This window comes from Agrobacterium leguminum, assembly GCF_005144435.2.
Classification (GTDB): domain Bacteria; phylum Pseudomonadota; class Alphaproteobacteria; order Rhizobiales; family Rhizobiaceae; genus Agrobacterium; species Agrobacterium leguminum.
Map to the genome: position 1 here is coordinate 2,128,867 of NZ_CP120211.1, position 21,718 is coordinate 2,150,584.

Annotated in this window: 18 protein-coding genes; 7 read left to right on the plus strand and 11 right to left on the minus strand. The window is 61.1% G+C overall.

Annotated features, from left to right (window positions below; genetic code table 11):
* Nucleotides 1-3 precede the first annotated feature (3 nt).
* From urtC to CFBP4996_RS10445, 4 genes are all read right to left on the minus strand, one after another.
* On the minus strand, nt 4-1,179 hold the full coding sequence (gene urtC / locus CFBP4996_RS10430) for an urea ABC transporter permease subunit UrtC (RefSeq protein ID WP_080850987.1): 1,176 nt from the start codon (nt 1,177-1,179) through the stop codon (nt 4-6).
* The gene (gene urtB / locus CFBP4996_RS10435) at nt 1,176-2,789 is read right to left on the minus strand and encodes an urea ABC transporter permease subunit UrtB (RefSeq protein WP_080850986.1); all 1,614 of its coding nucleotides are present in this window, start codon (nt 2,787-2,789) and stop codon (nt 1,176-1,178) included. The genes urtC and urtB overlap by 4 nt, the downstream gene beginning before the upstream one ends.
* Nucleotides 2,790-3,071: 282 nt before the next feature.
* On the minus strand, nt 3,072-4,361 hold the full coding sequence (gene urtA, locus CFBP4996_RS10440; RefSeq protein WP_035219970.1) for an urea ABC transporter substrate-binding protein: 1,290 nt from the start codon (nt 4,359-4,361) through the stop codon (nt 3,072-3,074).
* A 344-nt stretch (nt 4,362-4,705) separates the two neighbouring features.
* Nucleotides 4,706-4,912 (minus strand): DUF2735 domain-containing protein, encoded by a 207-nt coding sequence (locus tag CFBP4996_RS10445; RefSeq protein WP_003520619.1) that lies wholly within the window; start codon nt 4,910-4,912, stop codon nt 4,706-4,708.
* A 480-nt stretch (nt 4,913-5,392) separates the two neighbouring features.
* Between CFBP4996_RS10445 and CFBP4996_RS10450 the strand changes: the two genes are divergently transcribed.
* The 5 genes from CFBP4996_RS10450 (at nt 5,393) to CFBP4996_RS10470 (ending at nt 12,560) form a co-directional block, all read left to right on the plus strand.
* On the plus strand, nt 5,393-6,427 hold the full coding sequence (locus CFBP4996_RS10450; protein WP_003520621.1) for a glutamine synthetase beta-grasp domain-containing protein: 1,035 nt from the start codon (nt 5,393-5,395) through the stop codon (nt 6,425-6,427).
* Nucleotides 6,428-6,645: 218 nt separating this feature from the next.
* Nucleotides 6,646-7,416, plus strand: a complete 771-nt coding sequence (locus tag CFBP4996_RS10455; protein ID WP_035260389.1) for an SDR family oxidoreductase — start codon at nt 6,646-6,648, stop codon at nt 7,414-7,416.
* 31 nt (nt 7,417-7,447) lie between these two features.
* Complete coding sequence (locus tag CFBP4996_RS10460; RefSeq protein ID WP_080850984.1) at nt 7,448-10,843, plus strand: hybrid sensor histidine kinase/response regulator; 3,396 nt, start codon at nt 7,448-7,450, stop codon at nt 10,841-10,843.
* A complete protein-coding gene (locus tag CFBP4996_RS10465) occupies nt 10,840-11,769 on the plus strand; it encodes a response regulator (protein ID WP_065656763.1) in 930 nt (309 codons plus the stop codon). The genes CFBP4996_RS10460 and CFBP4996_RS10465 overlap by 4 nt, the downstream gene beginning before the upstream one ends.
* A 266-nt stretch (nt 11,770-12,035) precedes the next feature.
* Nucleotides 12,036-12,560, plus strand: a complete 525-nt coding sequence (locus CFBP4996_RS10470; protein WP_080850983.1) for an AAA family ATPase — start codon at nt 12,036-12,038, stop codon at nt 12,558-12,560.
* 24 nt (nt 12,561-12,584) lie between these two features.
* Here CFBP4996_RS10470 and CFBP4996_RS10475 read toward each other — a convergent pair whose 3' ends face one another.
* The 7 genes from CFBP4996_RS10475 to CFBP4996_RS10505 form a co-directional block, all read right to left on the minus strand.
* Nucleotides 12,585-13,301: a polysaccharide deacetylase family protein gene (locus tag CFBP4996_RS10475; RefSeq protein ID WP_080853096.1), complete on the minus strand. Its 717-nt coding sequence runs from the start codon at nt 13,299-13,301 to the stop codon at nt 12,585-12,587.
* A gap of 124 nt (nt 13,302-13,425) precedes the next feature.
* A complete protein-coding gene (locus tag CFBP4996_RS10480; protein ID WP_003522916.1) occupies nt 13,426-14,544 on the minus strand; it encodes a branched-chain amino acid ABC transporter substrate-binding protein in 1,119 nt (372 codons plus the stop codon).
* A 119-nt stretch (nt 14,545-14,663) separates the two neighbouring features.
* On the minus strand, nt 14,664-15,017 hold the full coding sequence (locus CFBP4996_RS10485) for a DUF6867 family protein (RefSeq protein ID WP_003522917.1): 354 nt from the start codon (nt 15,015-15,017) through the stop codon (nt 14,664-14,666).
* A gap of 182 nt (nt 15,018-15,199) precedes the next feature.
* Entirely contained in the window at nt 15,200-15,928 is a 729-nt protein-coding gene (locus CFBP4996_RS10490) for an ABC transporter ATP-binding protein (RefSeq protein ID WP_080850982.1), read from the minus strand.
* Entirely contained in the window at nt 15,928-16,806 is an 879-nt protein-coding gene (locus tag CFBP4996_RS10495; protein ID WP_003522919.1) for an ABC transporter ATP-binding protein, read from the minus strand. The genes CFBP4996_RS10490 and CFBP4996_RS10495 overlap by 1 nt, the downstream gene beginning before the upstream one ends.
* The gene (livM, locus tag CFBP4996_RS10500) at nt 16,806-18,158 is read right to left on the minus strand and encodes a high-affinity branched-chain amino acid ABC transporter permease LivM (RefSeq protein WP_371733942.1); all 1,353 of its coding nucleotides are present in this window, start codon (nt 18,156-18,158) and stop codon (nt 16,806-16,808) included. The genes CFBP4996_RS10495 and livM overlap by 1 nt, the downstream gene beginning before the upstream one ends.
* Before the next feature lie 49 nt (nt 18,159-18,207).
* Nucleotides 18,208-19,110 (minus strand): branched-chain amino acid ABC transporter permease, encoded by a 903-nt coding sequence (locus CFBP4996_RS10505; RefSeq protein ID WP_004430050.1) that lies wholly within the window; start codon nt 19,108-19,110, stop codon nt 18,208-18,210.
* Nucleotides 19,111-19,444: 334 nt separating this feature from the next.
* On the opposite strand from CFBP4996_RS10505, the gene cysQ reads away from it, so the two are divergent.
* Both cysQ and CFBP4996_RS10515 read left to right on the plus strand, forming a co-directional pair.
* Nucleotides 19,445-20,233: a 3'(2'),5'-bisphosphate nucleotidase CysQ gene (cysQ, locus tag CFBP4996_RS10510; RefSeq protein WP_065656759.1), complete on the plus strand. Its 789-nt coding sequence runs from the start codon at nt 19,445-19,447 to the stop codon at nt 20,231-20,233.
* A 323-nt stretch (nt 20,234-20,556) separates the two neighbouring features.
* On the plus strand, nt 20,557-21,597 hold the full coding sequence (locus tag CFBP4996_RS10515; protein WP_080850977.1) for a DUF2793 domain-containing protein: 1,041 nt from the start codon (nt 20,557-20,559) through the stop codon (nt 21,595-21,597).
* Nucleotides 21,598-21,718 lie beyond the last annotated feature (121 nt).

Consider the following 21,718-nt stretch of genomic DNA (forward strand, 5'->3'; position numbering starts at 1 on the left):
GCCTCACTCCGCCGCCTGTTGCGCCACTGTCGAGCCGCTGTCATTGCCCGGCTGGACGTCGCCTGCCGCAAGCGCGACCCGCTTTTCGCGCCGCCGGGCCAGATAGTGTTGCAGCGTGCCGACGATGCCCTTGGGGAAGAATAGCGTCACCGCGATGAACAGCCCGCCCAGCGCAAACAGCCAGAATTCGGGGAAAGCGCCGGTGAAATAGCTTTTTCCGCCGTTGACGAGCAGCGCACCGATAATCGGCCCGATCAGCGTGCCGCGCCCGCCCACGGCCGTCCACACCACCACTTCGATGGAGTTGGCGGGGGAAAATTCGCCGGGATTGATGATGCCTACCTGCGGCACGAACAGCGCACCGGCAATGCCCGCCATCATGGCCGACACGACGAAGGTGAAGAGCTTGATGTTTTCCACCCTGAAGCCAAGGAAACGCACCCGGCTTTCGGCATCGCGCACGCCCACCAGCACCTTGCCGAATTTGGAATTGACGATGCCGGAGGCGATCAGCAGCGAGAGCGCCAGCATCACCGCCGTCATGGCGAACAGCACGGCGCGCGTGCCATCCGCCTGCACCGAGAAGCCGAGAATATCCTTGAAATCGGTGAGACCATTATTGCCACCGAAACCCATGTCGTTGCGGAAGAAGGCGAGCAGCAGGGCGTAGGTCATGGCCTGGGTGATGATGGAGAGATAAACGCCGTTGACACGCGAGCGGAAGGCGAACCAGCCGAACACGAAGGCGAGCAGCCCCGGCACGACCAGCACCATCAGCGCCGCAAACCAGAACATGTCGAAACCCTGCCAGAACCACGGCAGTTCCTTCCAGTTGAGGAACACCATGAAATCAGGCAGCACCGGATGGCCATAAACCCCGCGCGTGCCGATCTGCCGCATCAGATACATGCCCATGGCATAACCGCCGAGCGCGAAGAAGGCGGCATGGCCGAGCGAGAGAATGCCGCAATAACCCCAGACGAGATCGAGCGCTAGCGCCAGCAGCGCATAGGCGAGATATTTGCCCAGCATCGACATGATATAGGTCGGAATGCGGAACGCGCTGTCGGCCGGCAGCAGCAGGTTGGAGGCCGGCACCAGCACGGCGATGGCCAGAATGATGCCGATGGCGATGGAGATGCGGCGGTCGAGCGCGCGCAGGAGGAAGCCGGTAATCATGCTTCGATCGCCCTTCCCTTGAGTGCGAAGAGACCGCGCGGCCGCTTCTGGATGAACAGGATGATGAGAACGAGCACGAGGATCTTGCCGAGCACGGCGCCGACCGTCGGCTCGAGGAACTTGTTGAGCACGCCGAGAGACAGGGCGCCAACCAGCGTTCCCCAGAGATTGCCGACACCGCCGAACACCACCACCATGAAACTGTCGATGATGTAGCTCTGGCCGAGATTGGGCGAGACATTGTCGATCTGCGACAGCGCCACGCCGGCAAGACCGGCGACGCCCGAGCCGAGCGCGAAGGTGAAGGCATCCACCCAGGGGGTGCGAATGCCCATGGAGGAGGCCATGCGGCGGTTCTGCGTCACGGCGCGCATCTGCAGGCCAAAAGCGGAGCGTTTCAGCAGCACCAGCAGCGCGAAGAACACCGAAAGCGAGAAGCAGACGATCCACACCCGGTTCCAGGTGAAATTGAGATAACCGACGCTGAAGGAGCCGGACATCCAGCTCGGGCTGCCGACTTCCCGGTTGGTGGGGCCGAAGATGGAGCGCACACCCTGTTGCAGGATGAGCGAGATGCCCCAGGTGGCGAGAAGCGTTTCGAGCGGCCGCCCGTAAAGGAAACGAATGACGCCGCGCTCCATCACGAGGCCGACGAAGGCCGTCACCAGAAAGGCAGCGGGCAGAGCGATGGCGAGCGACCAGTCGAACAGGCCGGGGAAATGCGTGCGGATCACCTCCTGCACCATGAAGGTGGAATAGGCGCCGATCATCACCATCTCGCCATGCGCCATGTTGATGATGCCCATCACACCGAAGGTGATGGCAAGGCCGATGGCGGCGAGCAAAAGCACGGAACCGAGCGACAGGCCGTACCAGACATTCTGCGCATAGTCCCAGAAGGCAAGGGAGCTTTCGATGCTCGATATGGCGCTGTCGATATCCGGTTTCAGGCTCTGATCCACCGACGATGAGGCCGCCATCAGAATGCCGATGGCATCGCGCCCGCCAAGGCTCTTGATGGTGGCGATTGCCTCTTTTTTCTGTTCGAGCGACCGTTCGGAGGAGAGCAGCGAAACAGCCCGCGCCTCCTCCATCCGGGTCCGCACCTCAGTATCGGCCTCCTTGGCGATGGCCGCTTCCAGCAATTCGAGATTTTCGGCGCTCGGCGCTTTTAGAACCGCGTCTGCCGCGGAAAGCCGCACGGATTTTTCCGGGCTGAGCAGGGTCAGACCGCCAAGTGCGGCGCGAATGACCCGGCGCAGATTATTGTTGACCTTGATCTTGTTGACAGCCGCCTTCGGCGCTTCACCCGCACTTTCGCCCGTCAGCGGGTCGATCAGCGTAAAATTGGAACCTGCCGGTTTCGTCATGAACACCAGATTGTCGGCCTTGCGCACGTAAAGATCGCCCGCCGCAAAAGCCTCGAGCGCCGGCACGACACGCGCATCGCCCGTGGCGGCGATCTGCCCGATCAGCACTTCGGCCTGCTTGAAATCCGCCGTGCCGAGCTGGTCGACCAGCGCCTTCGGCTCGCTTTGCGCGAAGGATTGGGCTGCGATCCCCAGGGTGAGCCAGAGGAAGATGGCTCCGAGAAAAGATCGGATCGTCATGTCGGGTTCCTTGGGCGTTTTACGACAGGGCGTTTGTGGGTAATGCCACTTGAGTATGTGGTTTACCCCCTCTGCCCTGCCGGGCATCTCCCCCACAAGGAGGGAGATCGGCAAGACGCACCCGCATCGCTCTATCTCGACAAACGAGAAATGCGAGGCCTTGCCACGAGTCGATCTCCCCACCTGTGGGGGAGATGCCCGGCAGGGCAGAGGGGGGCATGCTTGTTCAGTTTCCAATGATAAAACCGCCCCCAACAACGGGAGCGGCACCCACCTCGCTAATCAGCTACCCTTGCCGCCGCACTTCCCACTGGCCACATTGAAGTTGCCGCAAGACATCGGCTTCCGCCAGTCCGAGATCAGATCCTTCGAATCCGGCAGATAATCCGACCACTCGTCACCCACGACCTGCGGCGTCTGCTGCACGATTTCGAACTGGCCGTCGGCCTGGATTTCGCCGATCAGCACCGGCTTGGTGATGTGGTGGTTCGGCATGACGGTGGAGTAACCGCCCGAAAGGTTCGGCACCGAAACGCCGATGATCGAGTCGAGAACCTTGTCCGTATCGGTGGTGCCGGCGGATTCGACGGCCTTTACCCAGGCGTTGAAGCCGATATAGGCGGCTTCCATCGGGTCGTTGGTCACGCGCTTGTCGTTCTTGGTAAAGGCATGCCAGGTCTTGATGAATTCGGCATTGACCGGCGCATCGACGGACTGGAAGTAATTCCAGGCGGCAAGGTGGCCGACCAGCGGTGCGGTATCGAGACCGGCAAGCTCTTCTTCACCGACGGAGAAGGCGACGACGGGAATGTCTTCAGCCTTGATGCCCTGGTTCGCCAGTTCCTTGTAGAAAGGCACGTTGGCGTCGCCGTTGATGGTGGAAACCACGGCGGTCTTCTTGCCGGCCGAGCCGAACTTCTTGATGTCGGACACGATCGTCTGCCAGTCGGAATGACCGAACGGCGTGTAGTTGATCATGATGTCCTCTTCCTTGACGCCCTTCGACATCAGGTAGGCCTTCAGGATCTTGTTGGTGGTCTGCGGATAGACATAGTCCGTGCCGGCCAGAACCCAGCGCTCGACGCCTTCGGTATTGGCGAGGTAGTCTACGGCCGGAATGGCCTGCTGGTTCGGCGCAGCACCCGTGTAGAAGATGTTGCGCGAGGATTCTTCACCCTCGTACTGAACCGGATAAAACAGGATGGAATTGAGTTCCTCGAAGACCGGCAGCACGGATTTGCGCGAGGACGACGTCCAGCAGCCGAAAACGGCGGCGACCTTGTCCTGCGAAATCAGCTGGCGGGCCTTTTCGGCGAAAAGCGGCCAGTCGGAAGCCGGATCGACCACCACGGCTTCGAGTTTCTTGCCGAGCACGCCGCCCTTCTTGTTCTGCTCGTCGATGAGCATCAGCATGGCGTCCTTCAGCGTCGTTTCTGAAATGGCCATGGTGCCGGACAGCGAATGCAGCACGCCGACCTTGATGGTGTCGTCCGCGGCAAAAGCGCCATGGAAGGCGGTGGTGGACAGGATCGCGCCAAGCAGCGCGGCACTAAGCGTCTTGCGGAATATCATCGGAAGAACCCCTCTCCTTGTTTGGCCTCTCGTGGAGGCTCAGCGGCATCTGCGGCCGCTGCTGGAAGGGACTATCGATCTCGTGAGAGCGAAACCGTATACGTCAATTGACGTAGGCGGGGTGGCGAAAGATGCAGGGGGGTGTTTGGGAATAAGCTGAACCTGAAGGGGCTTGTCTGTGAAGCAGGAGGCCTCAGCTTGTTTCTTCTCCCCGAGGGGGAGAAGTCCGCGGCAGCGGGATGAGGGGGCGAGCGCCGCGATATACGGAGGGGTTGCCCCCTCATCCGACCCTTCGGGCCACCTTCTCCCCGGCGGGGAGAAGAAATGCACGGCACGGCCTCACATCAGGAATGCGGCTTATCGTTCCGCTCTTCGTCGCGGATCGCATCGTCGTGATACCACGAACCGAAATCGATATGCGGCTCCTGCGCCTGACGCTCGAGGTCGCTGAGGCTGCTGTTGCGGAACTTGGAAAGACCCGCACGCCCGCCGACCGGGAATTGATAGATCGTTGCCGTCTCGCGATGAATGCCAGTTGCCATTTCGATCATCTCACTTTGTTTGCATCGAAGCACTTTATGTCTGGAGCTAACCCGCAAAGGCCAGATTCGCTCCGTTTGATTAAAAAAAAATCACCTTGCGAAAAATATAGGCATTAATCGTCTCATCTACAAGAAAAACCATTCCGAAAGCGCCGGTTTTTGGGGCAAATGCCAATCCCTCGCGCGCAACCGAAATCATTGCACCGCAGCAGGGCATTTCGCCTGGAGACGCCGGCTATCTATCAGGATTCAATGATGAAACATGAGGGGTGAATTTGCCCGCCGCAGTGCAGCAGAACCAGCCCTGCGCAATATCCAGGCTCCTGCGCGACAGGGCCCCTGAAAGATTTTTCGAAAAAATCGCCTGATATCGCCAATCTGGCACGCGGCATGCATCTAAGGGGTCAGCCCTTGAACGCGAATGCGCTTCGGTGGCCAAAGCCACGGGAGGCCTCAAGGCTTCGCATTGTTACCTATGAGAGGTTCGTAATGACTAAGTTCAAACTCGAGTACATCTGGCTGGACGGATACAAGCCGGTCCCCAACCTGCGCGGCAAGACCCAGATCAAGGAATTCGACGAATTCCCCACACTCGAGCAGCTGCCGCTTTGGGGCTTTGATGGCTCGTCCACGCAGCAGGCCGAAGGCCACTCGTCGGATTGCGTGCTGAAGCCCGTCGCGATCTATCCCGACCCGGCCCGCTCCAACGGTGCACTCGTCATGTGCGAAGTCATGATGCCCGATGGCGTCACCCCGCATGCTTCGAACAGCCGCGCAACCATCCTCGACGACGAGGACGCATGGTTCGGCTTCGAACAGGAATATTTCTTCTACCAGGACGGCCGCCCGCTCGGCTTCCCGGAACAGGGTTACCCGGCTCCGCAGGGTCCTTATTACACCGGCGTCGGCTTCAAGAATGTCGGTTCGGTTGCCCGCGAAATCGTTGAAGAGCACCTCGACCTCTGCCTCGAAGCCGGCATCAACCACGAAGGCATCAACGCCGAAGTGGCCAAGGGCCAGTGGGAATTCCAGGTATTCGGCAAGGGCTCCAAGCGCGCCGCCGACCAGATCTGGATCGCCCGTTACCTGCTCCTTCGTCTTTGCGAACAGTACGGCATCGACGTCGAATTCCATTGCAAGCCGCTCGGCGATACCGACTGGAACGGTTCGGGCATGCATTGCAACTTCTCCACCAAGTTCATGCGCGAAGTTGGCGGCAAGGACTATTTCGAAGCCCTCATGGCCGCTTTCGCCAAGAACTGGAAAGAGCACATCGACGTTTACGGTCCGGACAACCACCTGCGCCTGACCGGCAAGCACGAAACCGCTCCGTGGAACAAGTTCTCCTACGGCGTTGCCGACCGTGGCGCCTCGATCCGCGTTCCGCATTCCTTCGTCAACAACGGTTACAAGGGTTACCTCGAAGACCGTCGTCCGAACTCGCAGGGCTGCCCTTACCAGATCGCTTCCGTCGTTCTGAAGACGATCGCAGAAGTGCCGCTCGCAAAGTCGGCTGCTGCCTGATAAGCCAAGACATGGCGTCGCCCGCAACCGGGCGACGCCATTTTTCTGTCCACCGAACGGCCGGGCCGGTCAGGCGACCTTTCGCCGAGCGCCGCACACGGCATAGTCTTCCCATACGCAAGCTCAAACAAGCGGCGTGGCTTTGACCAACAGCCTCGGATTTTCCGAAAACCGCACCGTCGTTTTCGGTCCGACGCTCTAAAGCAAGAAGGTGAGCGATGGGCATTCTCCAGAAATTCTCTCTCGAAAACCGCACGGCCATCATCACCGGCAGCGGCCGCGGCCTCGGTTTTGAAATTGCCAGCGCCTTTGCCGAAGCGGGCGCGCATGTGTGGCTGACCGGCCGCAATGCCGAAACGCTGGAACAGGCGGTCGACACGTTGCGCAAGGCTGGCGGCAAGGCCGATTACGCTGCCTTCGATATTGCCGATACCGCAGCCGGCAGCGCCCTCGTCCGCCGTATCATGGACGAGTTCGGCCACCTCGATATCCTCGTCAACAATGTCGGCGCGCGCGACCGCCGCCCGCTTGCCGAATTCAGCGACGAGGACGTGCTGGAATTGATCCGCACCGATCTTACCTCCTCCATCTCGCTGTCGCGGGATGCGGCGGAGGCCATGAACGCCAATGGTTACGGCCGCATCATCACCATCACCTCCATTCTCGGCCACATCGTCCGGCCGGGGGACGCGATCTATCCCGTCGCCAAACAGGGGCTGACCGGGCTGATGCGCGCCATTGCCGTGGAATATGGCGCGCGCGGCATTACCAGCAACGCCATCGCACCCGGCATGTTCGCCACCGAAACCAATGCCGCCCTTGCCGAAAATCCTGAGATGGTGGCCTTCGCCAAGCTGCGGGTGCCGCTGGAGCGCTGGGGCCGGCCAGATGAGATTGCCGGTGCTGCCCTGTTTCTGGCGAGCGACGCGGCCTCCTTCGTCAACGGCCATGTGCTGACGGTGGATGGCGGCATGTCGGTGCGGCTGTGAGAGGCCCGTTGCGGAAAGGCGCTAGATAGGCATGGCCGCACGGCAACGCATCATCCCCGTCAGGCGCGAATATAACCGCTGGGTCGCCAACCAGACGCTGGAAGATTATGCGCTGCGCTTCACCGCCAAGAGCGCCCGGCAATTTTCCTCCAACCGCATTTCCCACACCGCCATCGGCGCGATTTCCTTTCTGGCGCTGGAAGCCATCGGCGGGGCCATCACGCTCTCCTACGGCACCACCAACGCCTTTTACGCCATCCTCGTCGCCGCCATCGCCATGCTGGCCGTCGGCCTGCCGATCAGCCGTTACGCCATCCGCCATGGCGTCGACATCGATCTTCTGACGCGCGGCGCGAGCTTCGGTTATATCGGCTCCACCATCACCTCGCTGATCTATGCCGCCTTCACCTTCATGCTCTTTGCCATCGAGGCGTCGATCATGTCCGGCGCGCTGGAACTGGCGCTCGGCATTCCGCTGTGGATCGGCTACATCATCTCGGCCGTTATGGTCATTCCGCTCGTCACCCACGGCGTGCGGCTCATCAGCCGTTTCCAGATCGTCACCCAGCCCTTCTGGATCATCCTCAACGTCCTGCCTTTCGTGTTCATCGCCTTGATGGACTGGGAAAAATACGATCTGTGGCGCGCCTTTGCCGGCATTCATCACGCCTCCGGCCCGCCGGGAACGGTCGCGGATTTCAACCTCGTGGAATTCGGCGCGGCCTCCGCCGTCATTCTGGCGCTGATGTCGCAGATCGGCGAACAGGTGGACTTCCTGCGCTTCCTGCCGGCCGAAGGGCAGAGTCGCCTGCGCCATCGCATCGCGGTTTTCCTGGCGGGCTCGGGCTGGGTCGTCGTCGGCGTGCCGAAGCTGCTCGCCGGCTCCTTCCTCGTGGTGCTCACCTTCAGCTCCGGCGTCTCGGTGGATCGCGCCGCCGATCCGGCGCAGATGTATCTCACCGCCTTCGGTTACATGATCCCCAACGAGACGGCGGCCATGTTGCTGATGGTCGCCTTCGTGGTCGTCTCGCAGCTGAAGATCAACGTCATGAACGCCTATGCGGGTTCGCTCGCATGGTCGAACTTCTTCTCGCGGCTTACCCACAGCCACCCCGGCCGCGTCGTCTGGCTGGTTTTCAACGTGGCGATCGCGCTGCTTCTGATGGAGCTCGGCATTTACCGGCTGCTGGAAGAAACGCTCGGCATCTTCTCCATCATCGCAATGGCGTGGCTCTGCACCATTTCCGCCGATCTCTTCATCAACAAGCCGCTCGGCCTTGCTCCGCCCGGCATCGAATTCAAGCGCGCCCATCTTTACGATATCAACCCCGTCGGCGTCGGCTCCATGGCGCTTTCGGCGACCATCGCGCTGATGGCGCATTTCGGCGCCTTCGGACCGCTCGCCGCATCGCTCGCGCCCTATCTGACGCTGATCGTCGCTTTCATCGCCTCGCCGCTGATTGCATGGGGCACGAAGGGCAAATTTTATCTCGCCCGCAAGCCGCGCCAGAAGTGGCGTGAGGAAAGCAGCATCACCTGCTCCATCTGCGAGCACCCTTTCGAGCCGGAGGACATGGCCTGGTGTCCCGCCTATGCCGCACCGATCTGTTCGCTCTGCTGCTCGCTGGACAGCCGCTGCCATGACATGTGCAAGCCGAAGGCCAAGCTCAACTATCAGGTCGCCACCGTCGCGAAATCCTTCCTGCCGGATCAGCTGGTGGCGAAGCTTGCCACCCGGCTCGGACGCTACGGCATGGCGGCGGCGATTGCCGTCACCGCCATCGGCGGCATATTGGCGATGATCGCCCATCAGGTCGGCACCGCTTCGCCGGAAACGGCCGATGTGGTGAACCGCACCATCCTCATCGTGTTTTTCGTCTTCGCCGTCATTGCCGGCATCGTCTGCTGGTTCCTCGTGCTTGCCCATGACAGCCGGGTGGTGGCGGAAGAGGAATCCTCCCGCCAGAACACATTGCTGCTCAAGGAAATCGCCGCCCACAAGAAGACCGACGCCGCGCTTCAGGACGCCAAGGAAACGGCGGAGGCCGCCAACCGCGCCAAGAGCCGGTATGTCGTCGGCCTCAGCCATGAATTGCGTACGCCGCTCAATGCCGTTCTGGGTTATGCCCAGATTCTCGAGCGCGACGATACCATTCCCCCGCCACGGCAATCGGCGATCAAGGTCATCCGCCGCTCGGCCGATCACCTATCGGGCCTGATCGACGGGCTTCTCGATATTTCCAAGATCGAGGCGGGGCGTCTGCAGGTCTATTCCAACGAGATCAATATTCAGGATTTCCTCGACCAGATCGTCGACATGTTCCGCCCGCAGGCGCAGGCCAAGGGGCTGGAGTTCCGCCATGACCGCTCCCGCGCCCTGCCGCAATATGTCCGCACCGATGAAAAGCGGCTGCGCCAGATCCTCGTCAACCTCATCTCCAACGCCATCAAATTCACCGATGAGGGCGCCGTCACCTTCGATGTCGGTTATCGCAGCCAGGTGGCGAGTTTCACCGTCTCCGATACCGGCCGCGGCATTGCCGAAAAAGACCTCGCCCGCATCTACGAGCCCTTCCAGCGCGGCGAGGCAGACAGCGTGCGCCCCATGCCGGGCCTCGGCCTTGGCCTCACCATCACAAGGCTCCTCACCAACACGCTCGGCGGCGAAATTTCCGTTTCCAGCGCAAAGGATGAGGGTTCCACCTTCCGCGTCCGCCTCATGCTCTCTGCCGTGCACCGGCCAAGCACGGCGCCGGCGGCGGAAAAAACCATCCGCTCCTATTCCGGCCCGCGCCGTACCATCGTCGTGGTCGATGACAATGAGGATCATCGCGAGCTGATGCGGCAGGTGCTTTCGCCGCTGGATTTCGTGGTGCTGACGGCGCAAAGCGGGCCGGAATGCCTGACGCTCATCGAAGGCGTGAAGCCCGACCTCTTTCTCATCGATATTTCCATGCCCGGCATGACCGGCTGGCAGCTTGTGACGAAACTGCGTGAAGCCGGCCAGACTGCACCGCTCATCATGCTCTCGGCCAATATCGGCGACGGGACAGTGGCGGGTGCTGGAGAAGACAACCACAACGACGCCATCGCCAAGCCTGTCGATATCCGCCAGCTTTGCGACAGGCTTGCCGTGCATCTCGGCCTCAAATGGATCTACGAGGCGGATATGCCGCCTCCGCCATCGCCAGCGCCCGTGGCGCAGATCGTCCATCCCGGTGCAATCCACATTCAGGATTTGCAGCGGCTCGGCGAAATAGGCTACATACGCGGCATCGAGGCGAAACTCGCCGATCTTGCCCGCAACACGGAAAACCTGCCCTTCACGCAGGAGCTCGGCACCTATGTGCAGGCCTTCGATCTGGCCGGTTACGCGCATTTTCTCAAACGGTTTGCGGATAACGACACGGGAGACGGCAAGGCATGAGCGGTCAGGCGGCGGCAGCCCCGAGAGACATCGTATTGCTGGTGGATGACAGCCCGGAAGCACTGGGGTTCCTCACCGACGCGCTGGAACAGTCAGGCTTTTCCGCCCTCATCGCCACCTCCGGCCAGGCCGCGCTCAACATTGCCGAACGCATCACGCCGGATATCATCCTGCTCGACGCCGTCATGCCGGCCATGGACGGTTTCGAGACCTGCCGCCGCCTGAAGGCCAATGCGGCGGTGGCGCAGGTGCCCGTCATCTTCATGACCGGGCTGACCGAGACCGAACATGTGGTGCGGGCGCTCGAATCCGGCGGTGTCGATTATCTGACCAAGCCGATCAACATCGACGAGCTGCGCGCCCGCATCCGCGTCCATCTCTCCAATGCCCGCTCGGCGCAAAGCGCCCGCGTCGCGCTCGATGCCGCTGGCCGCCACCTGCTTGCCGTGCGCGCCAATGGCGCCATCCACTGGTCGACACCGCAGGCGACGCGCCTCGTCAACGCCGCCACCGGCCGCGACGACGGCATGGAAATCGTCACCAGCCATATCGGCCGCTGGCTCGCAGAACGGGCGGCGGCGGAAACCGGCCGCGACGTGCCGCTGACGATCACCGAGGCCGGGCGGCCCGCCCTGCAGCTGTCCTTCCTCGGCGCCATGGGGCCGGATGAATTCCTCTTCCGCCTCACCGCCGCCAATGAGAAATCCGGCGACCACCTGCTGCGCGAGCATTTTTCCCTCACCGCGCGGGAATCGGAAGTGTTGCTGTGGATCGCGAAGGGTAAGTCCAACCGCGATATCGGCGACATTCTCGGCCTTTCCGCAAGAACGGTGAACAAGCATCTGGAGCAGATCTATGTGAAGCTCGGGGTGGAAAACCGGGCATCCGCGGCTGTGAAGGCGGCGCATATTCTGCATCAGGGGTGAATTCCGGCGCGTTATGCGCTAGCTTTCCCCTGATCCCCCTCCGAATAGCCGCTTCCGGGTGAGCCCCGCCACTTGTTTCTTCTCCCCGCCGGGGAGAAGTCCGCGGCAGCGGGATGAGGGGGCAAGGGTAGAGATATTCGGAGAGCTGGCCCCCTCATCCGACCCTTCGGGCCACCTTCTCCCCCTGCGGGGAGAAGAAACAAGCGGTGACCCACCACCCCAAATCAACGTCAGATCCGCTGAACCCAACACAGGAATAAACGTCCATGGACCGTTTCATCATCCTTTCAGGCTGCTCCGGCGGCGGAAAATCCACGCTTCTCGCCGAGCTTGCCCGACGCGGTTTCGCCGCCGTGGAAGAACCCGGCCGCCGCATCGTCATCGAAGAAACCCTCAATGGCGGCACGGCCCTGCCGTGGATCGACATCGAAGCCTTCGCCCGCCGCGCCATCGCCATGGCGCTCGAAGACCGGCAAAAAGCCCCGCCGGAAGGCCCGGTCTTCTTCGATCGCGGCCTGATCGACGCCGCCTCAGCGCTTCGCCATATAAATGGCGATGCCTTCATCGAGACGCTGCGGGCTGCACACCGCTATAATCGTCTGGTCTTCCTCACCCCGCCATGGCCGGAAATCTACAGGGGCGACAGCGAGCGCAAGCACGGCTTCGATGCGGCGGTCGAGGAATATGAGCGTTTGCTCCGCGACTATGACGAGCTTGGCTACGATATTTCCGTGCTTCCGAAATCCGGCATAGGGGAACGCGCGGACTTTATTCTGACCCGGATCGACTGAAGCGCCCTGGCAAGAGAATGGGCTTCAGCGATTTTCGAGCAATTGCGAGACGGTGACAAACTCAAACCCGCGTTGACGCAGACCGTCTATGATCAAGGGCAAAGCCTGCCTGGATATCTCGCGGCTTCGATACATGACGTGCATGATGACGATGGAGCCGTTTCCGGTTTGCTCGATGACGTGTCTGGCGAAGGCGCCCGCATCCTCGGCGACATCGGGAAAGGATTCCGGCTCGACATCCCACATGATGGTTTTCCGGTCATGCCGGGAAAGATACCAGGGCAAGGTCAGCAGCTTCTTGCCATAGGGCGGGCGGAACATGATCTCGCCTTCATAACCCGCAGCCCGAATGGCCGCATCGGTGCGCTCGATCTCTTGCCCGATCCGCGCCGGCCCCATCAGCATCATGTTGGAATGCGTGTAACTATGGTTGCCGATCTGATGCCCGTCGCTGACGATCATGCGCGCCTGCGGCAGATTTTCTTCGGTCTCCTGACCGGTCAAAAAGAAAGTCGCTTTTACCCCGCGCTCCCTCAGGATCGCCAAAACATCAGGCGTGAAACGCACCGACGGCCCGTCGTCGAAAGTCAGCGCCACCATCGGCCTCGCTGTTTCGACCCTTGCGATGATGCCGCCGAATAATTGCGTCGTCCGGGACTTGCTGAAGAAATGCAGGCCGACAAGCGCCGTCGCCAGCACCGCGAGAACAAGGAAGAGCGATAAGGCTCGCTTTGTCGTCATTGCCATCCCTCATTGCAGTTCCCGAGAGGATTAGTTTCCTGCCTTGTTGTCCCTAGTATGGCCGAGACCGCAAACAAAAAGCCCGGCATTGCTGCCGGGCTTCGATAGGGTGTCGCAGAAGGGCTTAGCTGCCCTGCTGGATGTAGGTGAACTTGCCGTCCGGACCCTTCTTCCATTCGTACATGACGTAGCCGGGAAGCTTCGGGTCGCCCTTCTCGTCGAAGGAGATCTCGCCGAGCGCGGTCGGGAAGGTGCCGGACTTCAGGGCCTCGGCAACCTTTTCCGGCTCCACGGAACCGGCGGCCTTCGCCGCACCGGCAATCGCCTGCATCGCGGCATAGGAGTAGAGCGTGTAGGCTTCCGGGTTGAAGCCGGCGGCCTTGAACTTCTCTACCAGTTCCTTGTTTTCCGGGCGCAGCGTCGGATCGGGGCCGAAGGTGTTGAGCGTACCTTCGACGGCGTCGCCAGCGATGGAAGCAAGTTCGTTCGAGACGATACCGTCGCCCGAAACGAGCTTGGCCTTCAGGCCCTGGTCAGCCGCCTGACGGATGATGAGGCCGGCTTCGGTGTGCAGGCCGCCCCAGTAGATGATGGAAACGCCGGCTTCCTTCATCTTGGAGATCAGCGCGGAGAAGTCCTTGTCGCCGACGTTGACGCCTTCATACATGACTTCCGTCACGCCGGCGGCATTGGCAGCCTTCTTGGTTTCATCGGCAAGGCCCTGACCGTAAGGCGTCTTGTCGTGAATGATGGCGACCTTGGCGTCCTTGAAATGATCGGCCAGGTACTTGCCGGCAATGCCGCCCTGCTGGTCGTCACGGCCGCAGGTACGGAACGTGTTCCACAGGCCGCGCTCGGTGAAGACCGGGTTGGTTGCGGCGGGTGTGATTTCGAGAATGCCGTTTTCAGCGTAAACTTCAGAAGCCGGAATGGAAACGCCGGAGTTGAAGTGACCGACAACGAATTTCACGCCGTCAGCGACGAACTTGTTGGCAACCGAAATACCCTGCTTGGGGTCGGATACGTCGTCGCCCAGCACGATCTTGATCTGCTCGCCATTGATGCCGCCGGCGGCATTGATGTCTTTCGCGGCCTGTTCGGCACCCTTCTGGATCTGAGCGCCGAAAGCAGCGTTCGGGCCGGTCAGCGGTGCGCCGACAGCGATCACGACATCGGCCCAGGCCGAACCGCCAAACGCGACCATGGCGGTCAGCGCAACAGCGGAAAGAAGAGACTTCTTCATTACTTTACTCCCAGTTCCTTTGGATGGGTTGATTGCAAGGACCTGTTCAGTACCCACCTTCACTGAACAGGAAACTGTTCCACTCTGACGAGCATTGTGCAGCCGGAAAAATCCGCCTGTCAATCTTTCTTCTTGTAGGAAAATGCCGATGTCCGGTCGTAAAGCCAATAGTAGTTATTGACCATCTGGCTCGTCCGGCGCGTGCGGAAACCGACGCTGGAAAAAACCAGAAGAAGAACGACGTCAAACACGTAATAGAAGCCGTTGATGAACGGCCCGTTGAACAGCGCGTGATGCAGAAACCGCATCACCACACCCAGAGCGAGCGTATAGATCACCACCCGCGTATAACCGCCCCAGCCATCGGCCACGGACTTGCCCGTGCGCCATGCCGTCCAGAAACCCAGAAGAACAACCAGCGCGCGCAGAACATACCGCACGCCGTTATCCGTTTCGAAAAAAAGGCCCTGCATCTCTTTCCCCATCAGTGCCGGGCTGAAACGCCCTGACCCTGCCTTGTCTGTCGTCCCGTCGTTTTCCCGCCGGGCATTTTATTGTTTGCACCCCGCCATGGTTCCTTAAGGTTTGGCCGAAAGGACGACAGGCCGCCGTTTGCAGTCTTGCGCCGCAAAATTTCCGGCGCAAGTAAAATCTTTCAGTGCCGTCCGCCTTCGAGATAGGCGGCGCGCACCTGCGGATCGGCGAGCAGTTCCCTGCCCGAACCGCTCATCGTCACCTTGCCGTTGACCATCACATAGGCGCGGTCGGAAAGCTTGAGCGCGGCAAAGGCGTTCTGCTCCACGAGGAAGACGGTCAGCCCCTCTTCCTGGTTGAGTTTCTTGATCGCCTCGAAAATGCCCTTGACGATCAGCGGTGCGAGGCCGAGCGACGGCTCGTCCAGCAGCAGGAGCTTCGGCCGTGCCATCAGCGCGCGGCCGATGGAGAGCATCTGCTGCTCGCCGCCGGAAAGCGTGCCGCCGCGCTGGCTCTGGCGCTCCTTCAGGCGCGGGAACATCACGAAGATCTTCTCGACGTCTTCCTTGAAATATTTCAGGTTATCGAGATTGGCGCCCATCTGCAGGTTTTCCAGCACCGTCATGCGCGGGAAAATCCGGCGGCCTTCGGGCGACTGGGCAATGCGCTTGCGGGCGATCAGATGGGTCGGCAGATGGGTAATATCCTCGCCGTCGAAGATCACCTGGCCGGCACGCGCCTGCGGGCTGCCGCAGATGGTCATCATCAGCGTCGACTTGCCGGCGCCGTTAGCGCCGATCAGGCTGACGATCTCACCCTTGTTGACCTCGACATCGACACCGGCCAGAGCCCGGATATTACCATAATAGGTTTCGACACCCTGGACTTTCAGAAGCGGTTCACCGGACATCAGGCCGCTCCTCCGTCGAGTTCTTCCGCAATCACGTCTTCCACTTCATCATCCTCGACACCCAGATAGGCGGCGATGACCTTCGGGTCGTTCTTCACATGGTCCGGCGTGCCGTCGGAAATCTTCTGGCCATATTCCAGAACCACCACATGGTCGGAAATCTGCATCACCACGGACATGTCGTGCTCGATGAGGAGCAGCGACGTGCCCTCGTCGCGAATGCCGCGCAGAAGCGCGTTGAGCGCCAGCGATTCCTTCGGGTTGAGGCCGGCGGCCGGCTCGTCGAGGCACAAAAGCTCCGGCCCCGTGCACATGGCGCGGGCGATTTCCAGACGGCGCTGCGCACCATAGGGAAGGTCACCGGCCGGGTCATCGGCGCGGTCGATCAGATCGGCCTTTTCCAGCCAGTATTTGGCCTTTTCGATAGAGGCATCCACCGCCCGCCGGTAAGCGGGCAGGCCGAGAAGACCGAGGATCGTGTAACCCGAGGCCTTCATCAGCGCATTGTGCTGCGCCACCAACAGGTTTTCCAGAACGGTGAGGCCCGAAAACAGGCGGATGTTCTGGAAGGTGCGCGCCACCTTGGCCTTCTTGGTGATTTCGAAATCCGGCAGGCGCTCGAGAAGATGCGCCTCGCCGCTTTGCTGTCGCATGGTGATCATGCCCATGGTCGGCTTGTAGAAGCCGGTGATGCAGTTGAAGACCGTGGTCTTTCCAGCACCGTTGGGGCCGATCAGCGCCGTGATCTCGCCGCGCTTCGCCTCGAAGGAGAAGTCGTTGATGGCCATCAGGCCGCCGAAGCGCATCGAGAGATGTTCGACCTTGAGGATCGTATCGCCAGTCGTATTGGGTGTCATTGTTGCCGTTCCGGAAGCCATCAACCGTGACCTTCCTTGGTAAAGCTGCCGGAGACGGCCTTGCGTTCCTTGAGGAAGGCCGTGGGTTCACGCGAGCCGACGAAGCCGCGCGGCTTGAACAGCATGACGATGACCATGGCAAGGCCGAAGAGCAGCATACGGTAAAGTTCAGGCGTGAAGTCGGGCCCGAAGACATGCTTCAGGAACTCCATTTCACGCAGAAGCTCGGTGCCGCCGACCATGACCAGCGCCGCAATGGCGATACCCGTCAGCGAACCCATACCGCCGAGAACGACGATGGCGAGGATGACGGCGGATTCGAGGAACACGAAGCTTTCCGGCGAAACGAAACCCTGACGCGCGGCGAAGAAGGAGCCGGCAAAACCGCCGAACATCGCGCCCGTCGCAAAGGCGGTGAGCTTGGTGATGACGGTATCGATGCCGAGCGAACGGCAGGCGATCTCGTCCTCGCGCAGCGCTTCCCAGGCACGGCCGATCGGCATGCGGCGCAGGCGGATGGTCACATAGGCCGTCAGCATGCAAAGCAGCAGGATCACGTAGAACAGGAAGATCTTGTAATAGGCCGACGACATCGACAGGCCGAAGGCCTTGGCGAAATTATTCGACGCGCCGACATCGAAGGACCAGATGCCGAAGACCGAGGCCTTGGCGATGCCCGAAATACCGAAGGTGCCCTTGGTCACATCCGTCCAGTTCAAAAGCACAAGGCGGATGATTTCACCGAAGGCGAGCGTCACGATTGCCAGATAGTCGCCGCGAAGACGAAGCACCGGGAAACCGAGGATGATGCCCCAGAAGCCCGCGAGAATGCCGGCGACCGGCAGGAGCACCCAGAAAGACAGGCCGAAATGGCTGGAGAGCAGCGCATAGGAATAGGCGCCGACCGCATAAAAGGCCACGTAACCGAGATCGAGCAGGCCGGCGAGGCCGACGACGATGTTGAGGCCCCAGGCCAGCATCACATAGATCAGGATCTGGATGCCGAAATTGTCGACGAATTTCAGCGAACCCTGAAAGCCGAACAATTGCACGGCGATAACGGGATAAAGCAGCAGCAGGACCAGTGCCAGCTTCAGGAAGTGCTTGTGGAAAAAGCCCTTCTCTTCGGAAATCTCCAGCACGCCGCTCTTGGCCTTGGCCAGCTTGCGACGATCCAGCGACGGCTTGATGAAGCCGACGACCAGGAAACGGCCGACAGCGGCAATGCCGACGAAGACCGCCAGAAGCCCCCAGCGGGTGCCCCAGATCAGCTGGTTGTTGATATCCTGATAGGTGACGATGCCGACATAAAGAATGAACATGCCGAACGAGATGAGGCCCGCAATCAGGCCCTCCTTCACGGCCGTCGCCATCAGGCTCGGGCTGGAAGCAGCGTTGTCGGAAGCGATATTGGTCATGGGATCACACCTTCTCGACTTCCGGACGACCGAGAATGCCGGTCGGCTTGAAGATCAGCACGAAAGCCAGGATGCCGAATGCCGCGACATCCTTGTAGGCGATGGAGAAATAGGCCGACCACAGCGATTCGATGAGGCCGATCAGGAGACCGCCGAGAACAGCGCCCGGAAGCGAGCCGATGCCGCCGAGAACGGCCGCCGTAAACGCCTTGACGCCGGGAATGAAGCCATCGCTGAAGGAGGCAACGCCGTAATACATCAGATACATGGTGCCCGCGACAGCGGCGAGCGCCGCACCCATGATGAAGGTGATGGAGATCGTCTTGTCGACATCGACGCCGAGCAGCGCCGCCATCTTGCGGTCCTGTTCGGTGGCGCGCTGCGCCCGGCCGAGCGGGGTCTTGTTGACGATATACCAGAAGGCGAAGAGCAGCACCGAGGTGACGACCATGATGATCAACTGCTTCAGCGACACGGTAATGGCGCCGAAATGATAGCTTTCCGTCACCATCGACGGGATCGGCTTGTTGCGCGGACCCTGGGTGACCTGGATGAAGTTGGACAGCGCGATCGACATGCCGATGGCCGTGATCAGCGGCGCAAGACGGAAGGAGCCTCTGAGCGGGCGATAGGCGACGCGTTCGATCACCCAGTTCCACAGGCCGGTCATCAGCATGGCGACGACCATCATCAGAAGCAGAAGAAGCGCCACCGGAATGCCGGCGACAAAGGATGTCACGATCAGGAAAACGATCAGCGCGGCGAAGCCGCCGAGCATGAAAATATCGCCGTGGGCGAAGTTGATCATGCCGATGATGCCGTAAACCATCGTATAGCCGATAGCGATGAGGCCGTAGATCGATCCAAGAGTCAGCCCGTTGATGAGCTGCTGGATAAAATACTCCATGTCTTTCCCCCGGGCACGACCTCGAATGGGCCACGCCTCGTTATGTTAATTATAGGAGCGCCCTTGCAGGCAGGCCCCCACCCCCAAAATGCATATCGTGTTCGTTAAAAATGTGAAGTCAAAAACGGGCGATCCTGCACAAAATTTGGAATTTCCACATGGACTGCCGCTTTCCCGGTCAAAAGAGCCATGATTTTGGCAGGAAGTGCTGAAAAAATGACGGCCGGATGCTTATTTCAGCATTGTCCGACGCCATTATTTGACGGGCAGCGGGCAAAGGAGTAGCGAAGATCGGAACGGCGATATCCCGCAGACGGGATCAATTGGCAAAGAGATGATCGACATATTGACGAAAGCGGCGCTGGACGCCGGGCAGGCCATCATGGCGGTCCACCGTGCCGGCCCGCATGTGTCGTATAAGGACGACTGCTCGCCGGTGACCGAGGCCGATCAGCGCGCCGAGGCGATCATTCTTGCGGCGCTGGCCGCCCATTTTCCCGATATCCCCGTGGTTGCCGAAGAGGCGGTATCGAGCGGCATCCTGCCGGAAACCGGTGCGGAGTTCTTCCTCGTCGACCCGCTGGATGGCACCAAGGAATTTATTTCCGGCAAGGACGATTTCACCGTCAACATCGCACTCATCCGCAACGGCGTTCCGGTGGCCGGCGTGGTTTACGCCCCCTGCCGCGGACAGGCATGGACGGGCGAGGACAATGCCGCCGAAAAGCTCGCCATTTCCGGCGAAGGCGCCATCCTGTCGCGCCACCCCATCCGCGCGCGCCAGCGCGGCGCCTCCCCCGTGGCGTTGATCAGCCGCTCGCATTGCACGGCGAAAACGGAAGCCTTCGTGGCCGAACACGGCCTGAAGGACTGCATCTCCGTCGGCTCCTCGCTGAAATTCTGCATGCTGGCCGAGGGCGCCGCCGATATTTACCCCCGCTTTAGCCGCACCATGATGTGGGACACGGCCGCCGGCGACGCCGTGCTGCGCGCCGCCGGCGGCAGGACGCTCGATTGCGAGGGCAGGCCGCTTGCATATGCGGTGAGGGGCGATGGCGAGGATGCGCTGGCCAATCCGGATTTCATTGCCGAAGGGGCGATGGCGGTGGAGCACGCGGGGTAACGGGCGCTTGGCGTTTGCTGCGGCCATTGGTGAGCTTCGGCGTATGCCGCTTCACCCCCCTCTGCCCTGCCGGGCATCTCCCCCTCAAGGGGGGAGATCAGCAGGAGGCGCTACCACCACTTCATTCGCAAACGTCGTGATAGGCGCGACCTATCCACGAGTCGATCTCCCCCCTTGAGGGGGAGATGCCCGGCAGGGCAGAGGGGGGTGAAGCGGCATACGCCGAAGCCCCCCAAAAAATAATCCCATCCCCACTCATCCCCACCCCACCCCACCGCCTCACAATGCCCCACAACGAAACACCGCAGCGCGGAAGGCACATCATGACGGAACAGACGGCGAGACTTCGGCTTCCCTATATTCTCCCCTCGCAGGCACAGAAACACGTCACCCATAACGAAGCCCTGCAAAGGCTGGATGCGATCGTGCAACTGGTCATCAAGGCCATCATCACCACACCGCCCGATAACGCTGCGGAAGGGGATTGTTTCCTCCTCTCCGCCGATGCTGCGGGCGACTGGGCCGGCAAGGGCGGCAGGCTCGCCTTTCGGCAGGATGGCGCCTGGCTCTCGATCGCGCCGCAGCCCGGCTGGACGGCGTGGTTTGCGGCTGACAGCAGATATCGCATCCTGCGCGACGGCAGCTGGCGCGACATGCCGCTGCCAGCCGCCGGCCGGCTGGAAAGGCTGGGCATCGGCACCGAGGCCGATACCACCAACCGGCTGGCGCTCACCTCCCCCGCCAGCCTCTTCACCCATGCCGAAGAAGGCGGCAGCCACCGCATGACGATCAACAAGGCGGGCAAGGCCGATACCGCCTCGTTGCTGTTCCAGTCCGGCTGGAGCGGTCGGGCGGAAATGGGCCTTGCCGGCAATGACGGGTTTTCGATCAAGACCAGCAAGGATGGCGCCTCATGGCACACCGCACTTCTATGCAGCGGCGACGGCCGGGTCTCGATGCCGAACCGCCCGCTCACTGTTGCCGGCCTGCCGGCGGGCACGACGAAACCCGCCAATGGCTCGGCGGCAGGTTTTTCGGTGCTCTCCATCGCCGAGGGCGGCTTTGCGCTCGGCGATGCGGTGAGCGGCGGCGGACGCGAACTCGTGGTTCCGGCAAAGGGCCCTTATCTGGCGGCCCTGACGCTCGCCGTGGTCTCCTCTTCCGGCCACCGGGTGACGCTTTTCATCAATGGCGCGGCGGCCAGTTTCGGCATCGCCGGCAATGCATCGACGTCAGGCACATCGCAGTCGGCAACCTCCATCCTTTCCCTCGATGCCGGCGACCGCCTGCGGCTGCAGCATGAGGGAACGGCGGAATTTACCCAGGGCAGCGGGAAAACGTGCCTTTCGCTTGCGGCACTCTGACGGAAACAACCGATGGGAGAGAAAAATTGCGATTTTTGGAAAAATTTTTTCCCGGCAAAATAAGGCGACTCGAACAAATCAGGCGAAACCGTTCAAATTCTTAATAAATTGTCACGAGCTG